This is a genomic window from Pantoea sp. DY-17 (assembly GCF_019795975.1).
Classification (GTDB): domain Bacteria; phylum Pseudomonadota; class Gammaproteobacteria; order Enterobacterales; family Enterobacteriaceae; genus Pantoea; species Pantoea leporis.
Map to the genome: position 1 here is coordinate 348,497 of NZ_JAIMIG010000003.1, position 18,049 is coordinate 366,545.

Consider the following 18,049-nt stretch of genomic DNA (forward strand, 5'->3'; position numbering starts at 1 on the left):
TCTTGCATCGCTTTTGCGAAAAGCGACGCAGTTTCGTGCGCCGGCCAAACATTTACTGGAAAATTACGGGAAACATTTGCTATAAAAACGCGGGTTTTTTCCAGATATCTCTGCCACGGGAGCGCCTTTTTACAGCGGAGATGAAGTAATAACACGGACATGGAGAAGAGAGTTATGTACACAAGGAAAGCGGATTGGCACCCGGCAGATATCATTGCTGCATTACGTAAGAAAGGCACATCACTGGCAGCGCTGTCACGCGAATCAGGGCTCAGCTCCTCAACGCTGGCCAATGCGCTGTCGCGTCCCTGGCCCAAAGGTGAGTGGCTAATCGCCAATGCGATCAAGGTTCATCCGGCAGACATCTGGCCAAGCCGATATTACGATCCTGTTACCGGCCAGTTATTGGATCGCAAGAAGTGCATACGATCGCCGAAGGATCGTAAAAAGATCTGACTGTAATACCAATGAAAAAAAACCAGCCGCGTTGCCGTGACTGGTTTTTTTGATCTACGAAGCAGAAATTATTCGCCGCTTACGCGCTCGATATTTGCACCCATCGCTTTCAACTTATCTTCGATGTGCTCGTAGCCACGGTCGATGTGATAGATACGATCCACTATCGTGGTGCCTTCCGCGATACAACCCGCCAGCACCAGACTCGCTGATGCACGCAGATCGGTGGCCATCACCTGCGCGCCCGACAAGGTTTCTACGCCATGACAAATCGCTGTATTGCTCTCAATTTCCGCGTGCGCGCCCATACGAATCAGCTCAGGGATATGCATAAAGCGGTTTTCGAAGATGGTTTCGGTAATCACACCGGTTCCTTCTGCCACCAGGTTCAACAGTGTGAACTGCGCCTGCATGTCAGTAGGGAAGCCAGGATGCGGCGCGGTACGGATATTCACCGCTTTTGGACGCTTACCGTGCATATCCAGGCTGATCCAATCTTCGCCCACTTCGATCTCTGCACCAGCCTCACGCAATTTAGACAGCACGGCATCCAGCGTATCTGGCTTCGTGTTGTGGCAAACAACTTTGCCCCGTGAAATGGCTGCTGCGACCAGAAAAGTACCGGTTTCGATACGATCTGGCAGCACGCGATAAACGCCGCCGCCCAGACGCTCAACACCTTCAATGGTAATTTTGTCTGTGCCCGCGCCGGTGATTTTCGCACCCAGCGTGTTGAGGAAGTTTGCCGTATCGACAATCTCCGGCTCACGCGCGGCGTTCTCAATGATGGTGATGCCGGTGGCCAGCGTGGCCGCGCTCATAATGGTAACGGTAGCGCCGACAGACACTTTATCCATCACGATATGCGCGCCCTTCAGACGGCCATTGACAGAAGCTTTAACGTAGCCCTCTTCCAGCTTAATTTCCGCACCCAGCTGTTCCAGGCCAGTAATGTGCAGATCGACTGGGCGTGCACCGATAGCGCAGCCGCCCGGCAGTGAAACCTGGCCCTGACCAAAACGCGCCACCAGCGGACCCAGCGCCCAAATCGAAGCACGCATGGTTTTCACTAAATCGTATGGCGCACTGAAAACATTAACTTCGCGAGCATCAACGTGGACCGAACCATTGCGCTCAACGCGCGCACCCAGCAGATTCAGCAGCTTCATGGTGGTATCGATATCACGCAGCTTCGGTACGTTCTGAATCTCTACCGGCTCTTCAGCCAGCAGCGCAGCAAACAGAATCGGCAACGCAGCATTCTTCGCCCCGGAAATGGTCACTTCACCACTTAAACGGGTGGGGCCTTGCACACGAAATTTGTCCATTAACACCGCTCTCAATTATCTATCAATAAAACAACCGGTGAGGCACTTAGAAACCGTTGAGTTTACGGTCGCGCGCCCACTCGGCTGGGGTATAAGTTTTGATGGAAACCGCATGAATACGGTTATCCGCAATATATTCCATCAGCGGCGCGTACACAGCCTGCTGCTTCTTCACGCGGCTCAGTTCGCCGAACATTTCGCCCACCGCGATGACCTGAAAATGGCTGCCATCGTTGCTGAGTACGTGTACTTCTTCTAATGCCAGCGCCTGCATCAGCACGGCCTGAACTTCACTATTTTCCATCGCTCGTTACTTCGCTTAATAATAATAAGGCAGACATCTTAGAGGAAAGCGTCTGACTCTTAAATACGCAAAAGCCCCTGAAAAAATCAGGGGCTTAGCATCGACATCATTTGATCAGGCGATTTTTTCCGCAGAAACAATAATCTGCTGCAGGTTATACAGCGTGATCAGTGACTGGAGTTTATCGGAGATCCCAGAGAAAAGTGGTGCGCTGCCTTGAGCACGCGCAATTTCACGTAGATGCACCAATAGCGCTAAACCCGCTGAATCCACCCTTTCCAGCCCGGCGACATCAATGGTGGTGATATCAGCCACCGCAGTGTCACGTTCCTGCCACAAGGTCAGCAAAGTATCACGATCTAATTTGCCGCTTAAGGCCAGCGTGCTGGCAGTGCGCTGCCAGCTTAACGGTTCACTCATTATTGCTTTTTATCCAGGGTGATCGGCTGTGCGGCATAGGTTTTCAGCTGAGCCGTCAAGCCATCAATGCCTTTGGTACGCAGCAGATCGCCCCACTCATTCTGTTTCGTGGTGATCATGCTGATGCCCTCGGCCACCATATCATACGCCTGCCAGTTGCCAGTTTGGCTGTTCTTACGCCACTGGAAATCGAGACGCACAGGCGGACGCCCATTAGGATCGATGATGGTGACGCGAATCGCCACGATATTGGCATCGCCAATCGGCTGCTCCGGCTGAATCTGGTAGGTTTGACCGTTGTACAGCGCCAGCGCCTGGCCGTAAGCCTGTGCCAGATAATCACCGAACGCGGCAAAGTAGGCATCACGTTGCGCCGGTGTCGCATCGCGATAATAGCGACCAAGAACCAACGCACCGGCATATTTTATCTGTACGTACGGCATCAGTTCCTGACGTACCACTTCGCGTAGATAGTTCGGATCCTGCTTAATCTTCGGCTGTTCGTTTTTCAGGCGGGTGAAGGTCTTTTCCGCCGCTTCGTTCATCAGCTTGTAAGGATTAGTTTGATCCGCTGCGGCGTTGGCTGCCAGCGGTGCGATTGCCAACAGGGCAATCATCAGTAAACGTTTAAACATCATGTTTTACCTCGTAGGTTATTCCGTTGTTGCAGGTGCTGCCGGTGCACTCTGCGCACCCTGTGATTTATCGTCAGATTTGTTATCGCCGCTTTTATAGAGGAATTGACCGATCAGGTCTTCCAGTACCAGCGCCGACTTGGTGTCACGCAGCGTGCCGCCATCTTTCAGCATAGAAGAGCCAAGCTCGGGATCGTCAAAACCTAAATTCAGCGCCAGGAACTGCTCACCGAGCAGGCCTTGAGTGCGGATGGCTAATGAGCTGGTGTCGGGAATCTTATTAGCGTATTTATCGCTAATATCCATGGTCACACGCGGTGAGAGGGTTTTCTCATCCAGCGCAATATCTGACACCCGGCCAATCAACACGCCGCCAATTTTCACCGGAGAACTGACTTTCAGTCCGCCGATATTATCGAAGGTGGCATACATCTTCCACGTTGGTTCGGTGCCGATAGTTTTGAGATCGGCAACGCGCAGGCCGAGGAATAACAGCGCCAGCAGCGCAGCCAGCATGAAGACGCCAACCCAGATTTCGTTTTTCTTGCTTTGCATTGCATCAATTCCCAAACATCAGTGCTGTCAGCACAAAATCCAAACCGAGTACCGCCAGTGAAGCATGCACCACGGTACGCGTTGTCGCACGACTGATCCCTTCCGAGGTCGGGATGGCATCATAGCCATTAAAGAGCGCAATCCAGGTTACCGTGACGGCAAAGACTGCGCTTTTGATCATGCAGTTAACGACATCAGTGCGGAAATCTACCGCGTTCTGCATCGCCGACCAGAAGAAACCGGGATCGATCCCTTTCCAGCTCACGCCAACCAGCGCGCCACCGGCAATACCAACGGCGGTAAAGATCAACGCCAGCAACGGCATGCTGATAAATCCGGCCCAGAAACGCGGTGATACCACGCGACGTAGCGGATCGACGGCCATCATCTCCATGCTGGAGAGCTGTTCGGTGGCTTTCATCAGCCCGATTTCAGCGGTTAACGCTGAACCCGCACGGCCTGCAAACAGCAACGCCGTGACGACCGGACCGAGCTCACGCAGCAGCGAGAGCGCCACCAGCATGCCAAGGCTGGTTTCCGCATTGTAAGTGGTGAGCACCAGATAGCCTTGCAGCCCCAGCACCATGCCAATAAACAAGCCAGATACCACGATGATCAGTAACGATAACACGCCCACGCTATACAGCTGTTTCACCAGCAGCGGCGCATGGCGACGAAACGCCGGCTTACCGACTAACGCATGAAATAACATGAGGCCTGCGCGGCCAAAAGCGGCACAGGTATTGATTCCCTGACGTCCAAATGACGCTAGCGCCTGTAACAACATCAGTTTACGTTCTCCCTGAGCGGGTCAAGTCGCTGAGATAATCGCCAGCGGCAAAGCGGAAAGGCACCGGACCATCCGCATGACCCTCGATAAACTGGCGCACACGCGGATCGGGATTTTCCCGCAGTTCCGGCGCGCTACCCTGAGCAATGATTTTTTGTCCGGCAACAATATAGGCATGATCGGCAATGCTCAAGACCTCAGGCACATCGTGTGAAACCACGATGCAGGTCAGGCCCAGGGCATGATTCAGTTCGTCAATTAACTTCACCAGCACGCCCATGGTAATCGGATCCTGGCCGACAAAAGGCTCATCGAACATGATCAGTTCGGGTTCCAGCGCGATAGCGCGCGCCAGCGCCGCACGGCGGGCCATACCGCCAGAAAGTTCGGCAGGCATTAGTTTAGCGGCTCCACGCAAACCCACCGCTTCCAGCTTCATCAATACGGTGCTGTGCAACAGCTCTGGCGGCAGCTGCGTATGTTCACGCAACGGCCAGGCAACGTTTTCATACACGTTGAGATCGGTAAACAGCGCGCCGGACTGAAACAGCATGCTCATTTTTTTACGCGCTTCGTACAATTTGGTGCGGGAAAGCGTCGGGATATTTTGATCGCGGAACCAAATCTCGCCTTTATCGGGCTGTAATTGCCCACCGATCAGACGCAATAATGTGGTTTTGCCAATTCCAGACGGGCCCATAATCGCGGTGACTTTACCGGCAGGTACCGTTAACGAGATGTCGTCGAAGATAGTACGATCTCCGCGCGTGAAACTGACGCCACGAACCTCAACCAGATTCGTTTGCTGCTGGATCATCTTTACCTCTTTATGCGGATCGGGCGCTATCAAAGCTGTGGATGGTAGCCTGGTAGCCTCGAATGCACGATAGTTTTACAGAAACTTACCCACTTAGTGTGGCGAAAACGGCCTTAAAATTTACTTTTGCCTCTCAGACAGTCAAAATCAGCGCCTGTTAGTGCGTGCAGAATGTTTTTACCCGTCGGACAAGGTTCGCCGACACCTCCATCCATCAAGGATTTTTAATGTTCGTAGCCTCTGCCTTGCTGTTTATCGGATTGATTTTACTGGTTTACGGTGCCGACCGTTTGGTATTTAGCGCCGCGATCCTCTGTCGATCCTTTGGCATCCCACCGCTGATCATTGGTATGACGGTGGTAAGCATTGGCACATCATTACCGGAATTGATCGTCTCGTTTTCGGCCGCACAGCATGGGCAGATGGATTTAGCGGTTGGCACCGCGTTGGGCTCGAACATCACCAATATTCTATTAATTCTGGGCGGCGCGGCACTGCTCCACCCATTGACAGTACACTCCAATCTGATTCGGCGCGAATTGCCATTAATGCTGTTAGTCTCACTGCTCTGCGGCATCATGCTGTTTGATAACTATTTAAGTCGACTCGACGGCATCGCGTTACTGCTGATTGCATTGGGTTATCTGCTGGTGGTAATTCGCATTGCTCGCCGTGCTGAACGCGATAATAACGACACGCTAACCCGCGAACAGCTGGCGGAGCTGCCGCGCGATGAGGCCGGCAACACCGTGGCCTTTCTGTGGCTGGCGGTTGCACTGATTATTTTACCGATGTCGACGCGTATGGTGATCGACAACGCCACCGTCTTTGCCGACTACTTTGGTGTGAGCGAACTGGTGATGGGCCTGACGCTGATCGCCGTCGGCACCAGTTTGCCCGAACTGGCCACCGTGGTGGCTGGCGCGCTGAAAGGTGAGGACGATATCGCGATCGGTAACCTGATCGGCGCCAATATTTTCAATCTGGCGATTGTTCTCGGCCTGCCGGCGCTGATTCATCCCGGCAGCGTTGATGCGCATGCCTTCGCACGTGATTACTGGGTGATGCTGGCAGTGAGCGTACTGTTCGCCCTGCTCTGCCTGCTGCGCAAACGCCGTATTGGTCGTATCGCAGGCACACTATTATTAGGTGGTTTTATCGCGTGGGTGCTGTGGCTATGGCTGAGCCCCATGCTTATCACAAGCTATTAAGGACGGACTGACCATGTCACATCAGCAACCGGATTTCGATTTTCAGCAAGCAGGCAAAGCGGTGCTGCGCATCGAACGCGAAGGGCTGGAGCAGCTTGATCAATATATCAATGATGATTTCGATCGCGCCTGCGCGATGATCTTTGCCTGCCGCGGCAAAGTGGTGGTGATGGGCATGGGCAAATCCGGGCATATCGGTAAAAAAATGGCCGCGACTTTTGCCAGCACCGGTACACCTTCGTTCTTTGTGCATCCCGGCGAAGCCAGCCACGGCGATCTCGGCATGGTCAGCACCAATGATGTGGTGATCGCGATTTCTAACAGCGGTGAATCCGGAGAAATCCTTGCGTTGGTGCCGGTGTTAAAGCGCCAGAAAGTGCAGCTGATTTGTATCACCGGCCGTCCTGAGAGCGCGATGGGCCGCGCTGCAGATGTGCATCTGTGCGTGAAAGTGCCGCAGGAAGCTTGTCCGCTCGGCCTGGCACCAACCACCAGCACCACCGCGACTTTAGTGATGGGCGATGCGCTGGCCGTGGCGTTATTGGAAGCGCGCGGATTTACCCAGGAAGATTTTGCGCTGTCGCATCCCGGCGGTGCGCTGGGCCGCAAACTGCTGCTGCACGTCAGCGATATCATGCACAGCGGCGATGAAATTCCTCACGTTAGCCGTGATGCGTCGATGCGGGATGCGCTGCTGGAAATTACCCGTAAGAATCTCGGTTTGACGGTGATCGTCGATGACCTAATGAAAATCGAAGGCATCTTTACCGATGGTGACTTGCGTCGCGTGTTCGATATGGGCATCGATTTCCAGAAAGCCACCATTCAGGAAGTGATGACCAGCGGCGGCATTCGCGTGCGCCCCAATATGCTGGCCGTTGACGCCCTTAATTTGATGCAAAACAAAAACATCACCGCCCTGCTGGTGGCCGATGACGATCGCCTGCTGGGTGTGGTACATATGCATGACATGCTGCGCGCTGGCGTGGTCTAACAGGAAGAAATAATGAGTGCTGAAACGGCGATGGTCGAGACTTGCTACGGTCCGGTGAGCGCGGACGTCATGGCGCGTGCTGCGAAGATTCGCCTGCTGATTTGTGACGTTGATGGCGTGATGTCCGATGGCGTCATTTATATGGGCAACAGTGGTGAAGAGCTGAAAGCTTTTAACGTGCGTGATGGTTATGGCGTGCGTTGCCTGCTGACCTCCGGCGTCGAAGTGGCTATTATTACCGGCCGCAAAGCAAAACTGCTGGAAGATCGCTGTAAGACGCTCGGCATTACGCATCTTTACCAGGGACAATCGGATAAGCTTTTGGCCTGGCGGGAACTCCTGGATAAACTGTCATTAACGGCCGATCAGGTCGCCTACATTGGCGATGACCTGATCGACTGGCCGGTAATGGCGCAGGCGGGGTTGGGCGTTGCCGTTGCTGATGCTCACCCGATTTTACTGCCGCGCGCGCATTATGTGACCCGCATTGCCGGTGGTCGCGGCGCGGTACGTGAGTTGTGCGATCTGATTTTGATGGCGCAGAACAAATTTGAGGATGCCAAAGGGCAATCAATATGAGTAAGAGCAGGCGTTGGATGACGCTGATCCTGGCCTTGATCGCCTTAGTGCTGATCGGCTGGAATCTCACCAACCAGGATGACGACAGAACGCCGGTGGCAACCAACGATCAAGCGCCAACCTACACCAGCGAGAAATCGAACACGGTGGTGTATAACCCCACAGGCGCGCTGGGCTATAAGCTGGTCTCCGATAAAGTGACCTACTTTGCTGCCGATGAGATAAGTTGGTTCGATAATCCGGTGATGACCACCTATGACGTAAATAAAGTGGCGACATGGTCGGTGCGCGCCGATAAGGCAAAGCTGACCAAAGATCGTATGCTTTATCTTTACGGCAACGTTGTTGTCAATTCTTTGACTCAGGATTCACAGCTTGAGCGCATCCTCACCGATAACGCTCAGGTTAATTTGGTCACCCAGGATGTGACATCTGACGATCAAGTCACCCTTTTTGGCCGCAGTTTTAATTCCACTGGCATGAAAATGCGCGGCAATTTACGGACGAAACATGCTGAGCTGCTTGAAAAGGTCAAAACTTCCTATGAAATTCAAAATGAACAAAAATAGCCTTAAGTTATTGCTGGTGAGTACGCTGCTGGCAACGAGCCTGCCTGCGCTGGCATTAACCGGCGACTCAGACAAGCCGGTAAATATCGACTCCGTTAACCAGGCGCTGGATCTGCAGGGCAACGTTGCGACCTTTACCGGCAACGTAATTGTGACGCAGGGTTCCATCAAGATTACCGCCGATAAAGTGGTGGTCACTCGTCCGGGCGGCGATAGCAAAAAAACCATCGTTGATGCTTACGGCACGCCAGCCACCTTCTATCAGATGCAGGATAACGGCAAGCCGGTGCAAGGCCACGCCAGTAAACTGCACTATGAATTGGCGAACGATTTTGTTGAGCTGACCGGCAATGCCTTCATTCAGCAGCAGGACAGCAACATCAAAGGTGACCGCATCACTTACCTGGTGAAAGAGCAGAAAATGCAGGCGTTCAGCCAGGGCGACAGCAAGCGCGTGACTACCGTTCTGGTACCGTCGCAGCTGCAGGACAAAAACGGTTCGTCCGCGAGCCCTAAAAAGAGTAACTGATTGCTATGGCTACACTAATCGCTGAAAACCTGGCGAAAGCCTACAAAGGCCGCCGCGTGGTGGAAGATGTTAGCCTGCAGGTAAAATCCGGCGAGATTGTCGGCCTGCTGGGCCCAAACGGTGCCGGTAAAACCACCACCTTCTACATGGTGGTGGGCATTGTGCCGCGCGATGCCGGCCGCATCGTGATTGATGATGAAGACATCAGCATTCTGCCGCTGCATGCGCGCGCCCGTCGCGGCATCGGCTATCTGCCGCAGGAAGCTTCGATCTTCCGTCGCCTGAGCGTGTACGACAACCTGATGGCTGTGCTGCAGATCCGTGATGATTTAACCGAAGAACAGCGTCAGGATCGGGCCAACGAGCTGATGGAAGAGTTCCATATTGGCCATCTGCGCGACAGCATGGGCCAGGCGCTGTCGGGTGGTGAACGCCGTCGTGTGGAAATTGCCCGCGCGCTGGCGGCTAATCCGAAATTCATCCTGCTGGATGAGCCTTTTGCCGGTGTTGACCCGATCTCGGTTATCGACATCAAGAAAATCATCGAGCATCTGCGTGACAGCGGTCTTGGCGTGCTGATTACCGACCACAACGTGCGTGAAACCCTCGCGGTGTGTGAACGCGCTTATATCGTCAGCCAGGGACATTTAATTGCCCATGGCACGCCTGATGAAATTCTTGTAGATGAGCAGGTTAAGCGTGTTTATTTGGGCGAAGAGTTCAGACTCTGATAAGGTGTTGTAACACCCTACGTTTGCTTAGGAAATTCTTACCGAATTATGAAGCAAGGTTTGCAACTCAGGCTCAGCCAACAGCTGGCGATGACTCCACAGTTGCAGCAAGCCATTCGCTTGCTGCAACTCTCTACGCTTGAACTCCAGCAAGAACTGCAACTGGCGCTGGAAAGCAATCCGCTGCTTGAACAAACCGAACTGCACGAAGAAGTTGACGCACGTGAATTTCAGGATCAGGAAAGTGATTCGTTAGACACGCGCGAAGCGCTTGAACAGAAAGATATGCCTGAAGAGCTTCCGCTCGACGCTACCTGGGACGAAATCTACACCGCAGGCACACCGTCAGGCACCGGCACCGATTACCAGGATGACGAACTGCCGATCTACCAAGGCGAAACCACCCAATCGCTGCAGGATTACCTGATGTGGCAGGTTGAGTTAACGCCGTTCACTGATACCGATCGCGCGATTGCCACGTCAATTGTTGATGCCATTGATGACACCGGCTATCTCACCGTCAGCTTACAAGACATTTATGACAGTATTGGTGATGAAGAGCTGGCGCTGGAAGAAGTCGAAGCCGTGCTCAAGCGCGTGCAGCGTTTCGATCCGATTGGCGTCGGTGCACGTGATTTGCGTGATTGCCTGTTAGTCCAGCTGTCGCAATATGCTGCCGACACGCCCATGCTGGCGGAAGCACGCCTGATTGTTAGCGAACATCTCGATCTGCTGGCCAACCATGATTTCCGCAGCCTAATGCGCGTAACCCGTCTGAAGGAAGAAGTGCTGAAAGAGGCGATGCTGCTGATTCAGTCACTCGATCCGCGCCCAGGCCAGTCAATTAACACCAGCGAACCGGAATATGTCATTCCCGATGTTCTGGTGCGCAAAATCAGCAAGCGCTGGACGGTTGAACTCAATTCCGACAGCATGCCGCGCCTGAAAATCAATCAGCAGTACGCGGCGATGGGCGGAGCTGGCCGTAATGAAAGCGATAACCAGTTTATTCGCAGCAACTTACAGGAAGCCAAGTGGCTGATTAAGAGCCTGGAGAGCCGCAACGACACGCTGCTGAAAGTGACACGCTGTATCGTTGAACAGCAGCAGGCGTTTTTTGAGCAGGGTGAGGAGTACATGCGTCCGATGGTGTTGGCGGATATCGCTCAAGCTGTTGATATGCATGAATCCACCATTTCCCGCGTGACCACGCAAAAGTATTTACACAGCCCGCGTGGCATCTTTGAACTGAAGTATTTTTTCTCCAGTCACGTCAACACCGAAGGCGGCGGCGAAGCCTCTTCCACGGCGATTCGTGCATTAGTGAAAAAATTAATCTCGGCGGAAAACCCCGCAAAACCCTTGAGCGACAGCAAACTGACCTCCATGTTATCCGAACAGGGCATCATGGTTGCGCGACGTACGGTTGCTAAATATCGCGAGTCTTTATCTATACCGCCATCAAACCAGCGCAAGCAATTGGTTTGACCGAACGAAGAAGGAAGACCTATGCAGCTAAACCTTACCGGACTTAATGTTGAAATTACCGAACCTCTGCGTGAATTTGTAAATACCAAATTTGCCAAACTGGAACACTATTTTGATCGTATCAATCAGGTTTATATTGTTCTGAAGGTAGAGAAGGTGACGCAGGTTGCGGATGCAACACTGCACGTTAACGGCGGAGAGCTGCACGCCACATCGGAAGCGGAAGACATGTACGCGGCCATCGACGGGTTAATCGATAAACTTTCCCGTCAGCTGACCAAACACAAAGACAAACTGAAAAAACACTAACCTTCACGCTTGCAGAGTGCTGACTGATTCGGCACTTAGAGCATAAATGGGGCGGAACTTACCGCCCCGTTTTGTCATCTGCGCAAGCGCCAGCGGGTGAACGGTAATGAAATCAATTGCCTGAAACTCGCGGCTATGTGAACTCGCAAGTGAAACGATGATGAACAACGATCTAACACTGGAATTGAGCTCGGTCCTATCACTGGACTGTACCCGTAGCGGCGTACACTGCCAGAGTAAAAAACGCGCGCTGGAGATTATCAGCGAGCTGGCAGCGAAGCAGCTCAATCTGCCGCACCAGACGCTTTTCGAAGCCATCCTGACCCGCGAACGCATGGGCAGTACCGGTATTGGTAACGGCATCGCCATTCCACATGGCAAGCTGGAAGAGGACACCTTACGCGCTGTCGGCGTGTTTATTAGCCTCGATCAGCCTATCGCTTTTGATGCGGTAGATAATCAGCCGGTTGACCTGCTGTTTGCCCTGCTGGTACCCGCGGACCAGTGTAAAACCCACTTACACACGCTTTCGCTGGTTGCCAAACGCCTCGCAGATAAAACCGTCTGTCGTCGTTTGCGCGCGGCACAGAGCGACCAAGAGCTCTACGCCATTATCACAGAAGCTCAGGAAGCACACTCTTAAGCGAGAAACACTTTTACCGGCGTATTCGCCGGTTTAAAACGGGAGAAATGTGATGGTGCTGATGATCGTTAGCGGTCGGTCAGGCTCAGGAAAATCAGTCGCGCTGCGTGCCCTCGAAGATATGGGCTTTTACTGTGTCGACAACTTGCCGGTAGTCCTGCTACCGGAGCTGGCGAATACCTTAACCGAACGCAATATTTCTGCGGCAGTCAGCATTGATGTGCGTAACATGCCGGAATCACCGGAAGTCTTTGAAGCGGCGCTCAACAATCTGCCCGATGCCTTTTCGCCGCAGCTGCTGTTTCTTGATACCGATCGCAACACGTTGATTCGCCGCTACAGCGATACGCGTCGCCTGCATCCGCTCTCCAGCAAAAACTTGTCGCTGGAGAGTGCTATCGATGAAGAGAACGATCTGCTGGAGCCACTGCGCTCACGCGCCGATCTGATTATCGATACCTCTGAGATGTCGGTTCATGAGCTGGCGGAGATGCTGCGTACCCGCCTGTTAGGCAAGCGTGAGCGTGAACTGACCATGGTGTTTGAGTCATTCGGCTTCAAACACGGCATTCCGATCGACGCCGATTATGTCTTCGATGTGCGCTTCCTGCCAAACCCGCACTGGGATCCTAAGCTGCGTCCGATGACCGGCCTGGATCGTCCGGTGGCCGCCTTCCTCGATCGTCACACCGAAGTGCACAACTTTATCTATCAAACGCGCAGCTATCTGGAACTGTGGCTGCCGATGCTGGAAACCAATAACCGTAGCTATCTCACCGTCGCCATTGGCTGTACCGGCGGTAAGCATCGTTCGGTGTATATCGCGGAACAACTGGCGGATTATTTCCGTTCACGCGGTAAAAACGTGCAGTCTCGTCATCGCACTCTGGAAAAACGCAAATCATGACCGTGAAGCAAACCGTTGAAATTCGTAACAAGCTGGGCATGCACGCGCGCCCAGCGATGAAGCTGTTCGAGCTGGTGCAGAGTTTTGATGCTGAAGTGTTGCTGCGTAACGAATCGGGCACCGAAGCGGAAGCCAGCAGCGTGATTGCGTTGCTGATGCTCGACTCAGCGAAAGGCGGTCATATTGAAATCGAAGCCAGCGGCCCGCAGGAAGAGCAGGCGCTGGCAGCGGTTATCGAACTGTTTGAAGCGGGCTTTGACGAAGATTAAGCCTTTCAATGCAGCTTGTAGCGATTCAGGAAACCCTCGCCGCCTAACTGGCGCATCTGCCGCATAATCCACTGCTGACGCTGTCGCGTGTAGCCTGAAGGCGCATCGGCACGGAAGCGGATCGGATTGGGCAGAACCGCCGCCAGTAATGCGGCTTCAGACATCGTCAGGCGGCTGGCGGGTTTATGGAAATAGCGCTGTGAGGCCTCTTCCACGCCAAATACGCCATCGCCAAATTCTGCAATATTGAGATAAACCGTCAGGATGCGCCGCTTAGTCCACACGGTTTCGATTCCCACCGTGAGTCCTGCTTCCAGCCCTTTACGCACCCAGCTGCGGCCATCCCATAGAAACAGGTTTTTCGCCGTCTGCTGAGACAAGGTTGAAGCTCCGCGCATGCGTTCATTCCCATCGTTATCCAGCACTGATTGAATGGCATCAACATCAAAGCCCCAATGCTCGGGAAACTTTTGATCTTCAGAAGTGATAACCGCTAAAGCCATCCACGGCGAGATCTCATCCATGCCGACCCAATCCGAGTGCGCCACATAATCAAAACGCCCTGTAAACCAGGCACCGATTTGCCGCTCCACCATTACCGCCGAGAACGGTACCGGTAAAAAAGCAAACAGCAGAATGCCCGCTAACCAGATGCCGAGCCAGGCCAGCAGCACTTTAGCAATCAGTACTTTAATACGTTTTCCCAGCGTCCCTTTACTCTTGCTCATGCAATTTTCTCTTACCTGTTCCCTGTATTAATCAATCACCCAAGTCACAATAGCTAATACCAACGATTAACCACTAAATTTTATCCTCTGATTGGCAAAAACGTCAGTGAAATTGTTGCCTGCGCAATCAACGTTCCTCTATTAGAGCCAATCACATCAAGCACTTCCGCCAAAAAGGAATCGGTTCCATGATGTTAAATGCACCAGGCGCTGCGTGCATGAACACTTAACTGAATGTGATATCGCTCACGCAAAAGCTTTCATGAAGCTTAACTATAATTTTTTATGATGTTCGAACTTGTCCATTGATTACAGAGACCAATCTGAAAAATGCGACCAAATCTGTATGATCCTGCCTGCATTGGGCCTCAATGATGGTAAAGCGATTTACCGCACAATTGGTTTACATCATTCAATAAACTATAAACTGGAACTTTCCGTTTAAGGTTTCCAAAACGTTTTGGATAAGCCGTCAGAAAACCTTACTTTATTCATCAATATCAGCATGTTAATCTAACTTAACTTCAATTTTTTGTCAGAATCACATTTTCCATGCTCGTGTCGGGCTTTTCCTGCTAACGACTGAAGCAAAACCAGGCAAAAAGCAGAACAATTGGTCAAAAAAGGTGCAATATGGCAAAGAAATTAATTCCTTGCTTGACTGTGTCAGCAAATTAATGTTTTCTGTATTTAATCGCTGCTCAACATCACACAATTTAATGAATCTTGTCGCAAGCATTGGCGAATTTGTTAAGGTGATTTGGAAGCGTTAACCAATACCGAACTGCTGCTTTCTTATTCGATTTCTAATAATAGCAGCAGTGCCCATTTCCCTGGTGTTGGCGCAGTATTCGCGCACCCCAGTTTCGACTGGGGTCATTTTTTTCTAACGTCCTGTAATTTTTCCCGCTCCGCTACCCATTCACGTAACACGTTCACGTCTTTCAGCCACTCTTGTTTTAACTCATCGACCCACTCTTGCACGTTGTCCCACCACGCTGGCAATTCCGGCGACTGAATCTGCTTCGCCAACTGCTGTATATGCAGTAAGCCAACCGAACCTGCCGCACCTTTGATCTTGTGCCCTTCTTCAGCAATGCCTTTTTGATCGCGCGCCATCATGTTGGAATCCAGCACCTCGAGATAGCCCGGCATCATCTGCTCAAACATGGTCAGGCTTTGGGTAATCAATCCAGGGCCAACCAGTTCAAGGTATTGCTCCAGCATCGCCACATCTAGCAGCGTGCGCGACTGCGCGTCTGATGATTCGGTGGCGATCTCTTCCAGCTCCGGCTGATAATCCCAGAACTTCTTGATCACCGCCGTAAGCGCTGGCACAGCAAGCGGTTTGCTCAACACATCATCCATGCCGGCATCGAGATACTCTTTTTTGTCTTTCAGCACATTGGCGGTCAATGCCACCAGCGGCGGCAGGGCCACATCTGCGTAACGCTGATGGATGGCACGTGACACGTCGAGGCCCGTCATATCCGGAAGCTGAATATCGAGCAGCACCAGATCGAACTCCTGCGGATCAAACATCGCCAGCGCATCCGTACCGGTCATCGCGACTTCGACGCTGCAACCCAGCTTCTCCAGTACCGAGCGCGCAACGATGACGTTGAGTTCAATATCTTCCACCAGCAACACGTGCAGCGCCGGCAACGGCATACTGTCATCCAGATTGTCGTCTTCCACTTCCTCAGCGACGCGTGGCGCGTTGATCTCTACGGTGAAGCAGGAACCCTGCCCCGCGACGCTACTCACGCTGATATCGCCGCCCATCGCCTGGGCTAAACGACGCGAGACCGCTAAACCGATGCCGGTGCCCGTCGCCGGCTTGCCGCCGTGCTGATCTTTCACCTGGTAATACATGGCGAAGATCTTATCCTGCTCTTCCTGCGGAATGCCCATGCCAGAATCCTGTACTTCAAAGTGCAGCGTTTCATCCTGACGATAGGCAACGCGCACCACAATCTCGCCCTGCTGAGTAAATTTCACGGCATTGCCGATCAGGTTCCACAGAATCTGACGCAGGCGCGTGCCATCCGCCGAAATTTTATGGGGCAGCGGCAGCTCTGGCGCCATGACAAATTTCAGCCCTTTTGGCTGCGCCAGCAGACCGGAGAGGTTTTCCAGATCGGCGAGGAAACCGGTGAAATCCAGCGGCTGATTATCCAGCTGCACTTTGCGGCGTTCGATTTTGTCCACTTCAATTACATCATTGAAGATGTTGCCCAGCGTGATGGCCGACACGTGGATGGTTTTGAGGTACTTCAGCTGCTCCTGATTGAGATCGGTATCCAGCAGGATGCGGCTCAGCCCGACGATGCCATTCAGCGGCGTACGCAGCTCATGGCTGATAGTCGAAATAAAAGTAGTCTTCTCACGGCTGGCGTTCTCCAGCGCGTCCTGATAGCGCTTACGCTCGGTAATGTCGCGGCCAAAGCCCATCAGGCCACTGCGTTTTCCGACACGGTCGTAATAGGGCACTTTACGGATTTCGAAACAGGCTTTGCGCCCGTCGGGATATTGCAGCCACTGTTCGTAGGTTAGCGACACATTGTGGCGGAACACCTTCTCATCGGTTTCCAGCACTTTGGTGGCGGCTTCGTCATCGTAGATATCGCGTGGTGTCAGGCCAATCAGCTGCTTTTCACTCATGCCGGTTAGCAGTTCCATGGCGCGATTACAGCCGGAGAACTGCTTATCAATGTTGCGGTAGAACACCAAATCCGGTGACGCATCAAGGAAGGAGCGCAGGAAGGAGGATTGCTGTTCCAGCTCAATTTGCGCCTGCTCGCGTCGTGCCATCTCTTCGCGCAGCTTATCCATCACCTGCTCGCGCGCCTGCTCGGCTTTAATACGGTCGTTAATTTCCTGATTAAGCTGGGTGATGGTCTCTTTCATCTGCTGGTTCAGCTCGAGATCGCGCGTACGCATCTCTTCCAGCTTATCCACCAGTTTCGACAGGCGCTGGCGCGACTCTTCCAGCTGATCGACCACCACTGAGAGGAAATAGACGGCCCAGGGCGTAATCAACAGACCGAAGAAGATGGAGCGGACGACGTCGATGCTCTCCACATGCCCACGCAATACCATGGTGACGGCCATCTGTACCACCATCGCCAGCACCACCAGCGCTGAGGCTAACAGCAGCGAAAAGCGTACCAGGCCGAGTTTGACCATCAAATCAACGTAGTACTGCGCTAAAAGACGAATCTGTTTCATTACGAGCTCCCTGAACGAAATCTGGCTCATGATAGCGTAATTATCGCTGCGCTGCCCCGCTTCACCCGGCCATATCGCGCAGGTTATGCCCTGTAATGGTGCATCGCAGCGTGATTTCGCCGACGTTCCCTTCTATATGCGCAAAGCGCTTGACTAATTCTGCCAACTGAATAATCTGGAGGGCCGCGCTTTTGCGGACCTTTCCTCAACATCTGGTGCTAATCAGCACCCTGGCAGCCATTCATCCTGATGGTTGCACCTCTTTATTGCATACCCATTCAATTTAAATGACTTTCTACGCATGCTTTGCGTGATTAATTTTACTAATGCCAGCGCCATTTTGATTCAAATATGACGCCATAAGAAAAACAGATACATGCTGTGTATCAACTGCCCCTAACAGCATTAAATGCTGTTATAAGCCTTTCCGCCAGCATTGTTTGGATATTAGAGGGCTGGGTCACAGTGAGACGGCTCACACTTCCTGGGGGAATGCGCAGCGGGATATTGACATAAATTTACGCAATAAATTCTTATTAATCATTTAATTAAGTGA

Annotated in this window: 21 protein-coding genes; 12 read left to right on the plus strand and 9 right to left on the minus strand. The window is 52.6% G+C overall.

The genetic code is table 11. The annotated features are described in order from the left end of the window. The first annotated feature begins 174 nt into the window (after positions 1-174). Positions 175-456: a helix-turn-helix domain-containing protein gene (locus K5Y33_RS15795; protein WP_101762273.1), complete on the plus strand. Its 282-nt coding sequence runs from the start codon at positions 175-177 to the stop codon at positions 454-456. Positions 457-524: 68 nt separating this feature from the next. Here the strand turns inward: K5Y33_RS15795 and murA are convergent, their stop codons facing one another. The 7 genes from murA to mlaF form a co-directional block, all read right to left on the minus strand. Further along, positions 525-1,784 carry a UDP-N-acetylglucosamine 1-carboxyvinyltransferase gene (gene murA, locus K5Y33_RS15800; RefSeq protein WP_110868080.1) on the minus strand — a complete coding sequence of 420 codons (1,260 nt, stop codon included), beginning with the start codon at positions 1,782-1,784 and terminating at the stop codon, positions 525-527. A 46-nt stretch (positions 1,785-1,830) separates the two neighbouring features. Beyond that, positions 1,831-2,088 (minus strand): BolA family iron metabolism protein IbaG, encoded by a 258-nt coding sequence (gene ibaG / locus K5Y33_RS15805; protein ID WP_008104351.1) that lies wholly within the window; start codon positions 2,086-2,088, stop codon positions 1,831-1,833. A 114-nt stretch (positions 2,089-2,202) separates the two neighbouring features. After that, a complete protein-coding gene (gene mlaB, locus K5Y33_RS15810; protein WP_101762275.1) occupies positions 2,203-2,508 on the minus strand; it encodes a lipid asymmetry maintenance protein MlaB in 306 nt (101 codons plus the stop codon). Further along, complete coding sequence (mlaC, locus tag K5Y33_RS15815; RefSeq protein WP_101762276.1) at positions 2,508-3,143, minus strand: phospholipid-binding protein MlaC; 636 nt, start codon at positions 3,141-3,143, stop codon at positions 2,508-2,510. Before mlaC ends, mlaB begins: the two co-directional genes overlap by 1 nt. Before the next feature lie 18 nt (positions 3,144-3,161). Continuing rightward, the gene (gene mlaD, locus K5Y33_RS15820) at positions 3,162-3,698 is read right to left on the minus strand and encodes an outer membrane lipid asymmetry maintenance protein MlaD (RefSeq protein WP_101762277.1); all 537 of its coding nucleotides are present in this window, start codon (positions 3,696-3,698) and stop codon (positions 3,162-3,164) included. Positions 3,699-3,702: 4 nt separating this feature from the next. Beyond that, entirely contained in the window at positions 3,703-4,485 is a 783-nt protein-coding gene (gene mlaE / locus K5Y33_RS15825; RefSeq protein ID WP_007886633.1) for a lipid asymmetry maintenance ABC transporter permease subunit MlaE, read from the minus strand. 4 nt (positions 4,486-4,489) lie between these two features. Next, positions 4,490-5,305, minus strand: coding sequence for a phospholipid ABC transporter ATP-binding protein MlaF (gene mlaF / locus K5Y33_RS15830; protein WP_008104360.1), 816 nt, complete (start codon positions 5,303-5,305; stop codon positions 4,490-4,492). 227 nt (positions 5,306-5,532) lie between these two features. On the opposite strand from mlaF, the gene K5Y33_RS15835 reads away from it, so the two are divergent. From K5Y33_RS15835 to npr, 11 genes are all read left to right on the plus strand, one after another. Beyond that, positions 5,533-6,516 carry a calcium/sodium antiporter gene (locus K5Y33_RS15835; RefSeq protein WP_137385046.1) on the plus strand — a complete coding sequence of 328 codons (984 nt, stop codon included), beginning with the start codon at positions 5,533-5,535 and terminating at the stop codon, positions 6,514-6,516. A gap of 13 nt (positions 6,517-6,529) precedes the next feature. After that, on the plus strand, positions 6,530-7,510 hold the full coding sequence (gene kdsD, locus K5Y33_RS15840; protein ID WP_110868082.1) for an arabinose-5-phosphate isomerase KdsD: 981 nt from the start codon (positions 6,530-6,532) through the stop codon (positions 7,508-7,510). Between the two features lie 12 nt (positions 7,511-7,522). After that, a complete protein-coding gene (kdsC, locus tag K5Y33_RS15845; RefSeq protein ID WP_222185112.1) occupies positions 7,523-8,089 on the plus strand; it encodes a 3-deoxy-manno-octulosonate-8-phosphatase KdsC in 567 nt (188 codons plus the stop codon). Then, positions 8,086-8,658 (plus strand): LPS export ABC transporter periplasmic protein LptC, encoded by a 573-nt coding sequence (gene lptC / locus K5Y33_RS15850; protein ID WP_101762281.1) that lies wholly within the window; start codon positions 8,086-8,088, stop codon positions 8,656-8,658. The genes kdsC and lptC overlap by 4 nt, the downstream gene beginning before the upstream one ends. Beyond that, complete coding sequence (lptA, locus tag K5Y33_RS15855) at positions 8,633-9,187, plus strand: lipopolysaccharide ABC transporter substrate-binding protein LptA (protein WP_036648348.1); 555 nt, start codon at positions 8,633-8,635, stop codon at positions 9,185-9,187. The genes lptC and lptA overlap by 26 nt, the downstream gene beginning before the upstream one ends. Positions 9,188-9,192: 5 nt before the next feature. Continuing rightward, positions 9,193-9,918 carry an LPS export ABC transporter ATP-binding protein gene (gene lptB, locus K5Y33_RS15860; protein WP_008104371.1) on the plus strand — a complete coding sequence of 242 codons (726 nt, stop codon included), beginning with the start codon at positions 9,193-9,195 and terminating at the stop codon, positions 9,916-9,918. Between the two features lie 48 nt (positions 9,919-9,966). After that, positions 9,967-11,406, plus strand: a complete 1,440-nt coding sequence (gene rpoN, locus K5Y33_RS15865; RefSeq protein ID WP_101762282.1) for an RNA polymerase factor sigma-54 — start codon at positions 9,967-9,969, stop codon at positions 11,404-11,406. 21 nt (positions 11,407-11,427) lie between these two features. Further along, the gene (hpf, locus tag K5Y33_RS15870) at positions 11,428-11,715 is read left to right on the plus strand and encodes a ribosome hibernation promoting factor (RefSeq protein WP_101762283.1); all 288 of its coding nucleotides are present in this window, start codon (positions 11,428-11,430) and stop codon (positions 11,713-11,715) included. Positions 11,716-11,875: 160 nt separating this feature from the next. After that, on the plus strand, positions 11,876-12,358 hold the full coding sequence (ptsN, locus tag K5Y33_RS15875; RefSeq protein ID WP_176970221.1) for a PTS IIA-like nitrogen regulatory protein PtsN: 483 nt from the start codon (positions 11,876-11,878) through the stop codon (positions 12,356-12,358). Positions 12,359-12,410: 52 nt separating this feature from the next. Next, positions 12,411-13,265 (plus strand): RNase adapter RapZ, encoded by an 855-nt coding sequence (rapZ, locus tag K5Y33_RS15880; protein WP_101762285.1) that lies wholly within the window; start codon positions 12,411-12,413, stop codon positions 13,263-13,265. After that, the gene (npr, locus tag K5Y33_RS15885; protein ID WP_008104379.1) at positions 13,262-13,534 is read left to right on the plus strand and encodes a PTS phosphocarrier protein NPr; all 273 of its coding nucleotides are present in this window, start codon (positions 13,262-13,264) and stop codon (positions 13,532-13,534) included. Before rapZ ends, npr begins: the two co-directional genes overlap by 4 nt. A gap of 5 nt (positions 13,535-13,539) precedes the next feature. Here the strand turns inward: npr and mtgA are convergent, their stop codons facing one another. Both mtgA and arcB read right to left on the minus strand, forming a co-directional pair. Next, complete coding sequence (mtgA, locus tag K5Y33_RS15890; RefSeq protein WP_222234492.1) at positions 13,540-14,262, minus strand: monofunctional biosynthetic peptidoglycan transglycosylase; 723 nt, start codon at positions 14,260-14,262, stop codon at positions 13,540-13,542. An 876-nt stretch (positions 14,263-15,138) separates the two neighbouring features. After that, on the minus strand, positions 15,139-17,493 hold the full coding sequence (gene arcB / locus K5Y33_RS15895; protein ID WP_222234493.1) for an aerobic respiration two-component sensor histidine kinase ArcB: 2,355 nt from the start codon (positions 17,491-17,493) through the stop codon (positions 15,139-15,141). Positions 17,494-18,049: the final 556 nt, after the last annotated feature.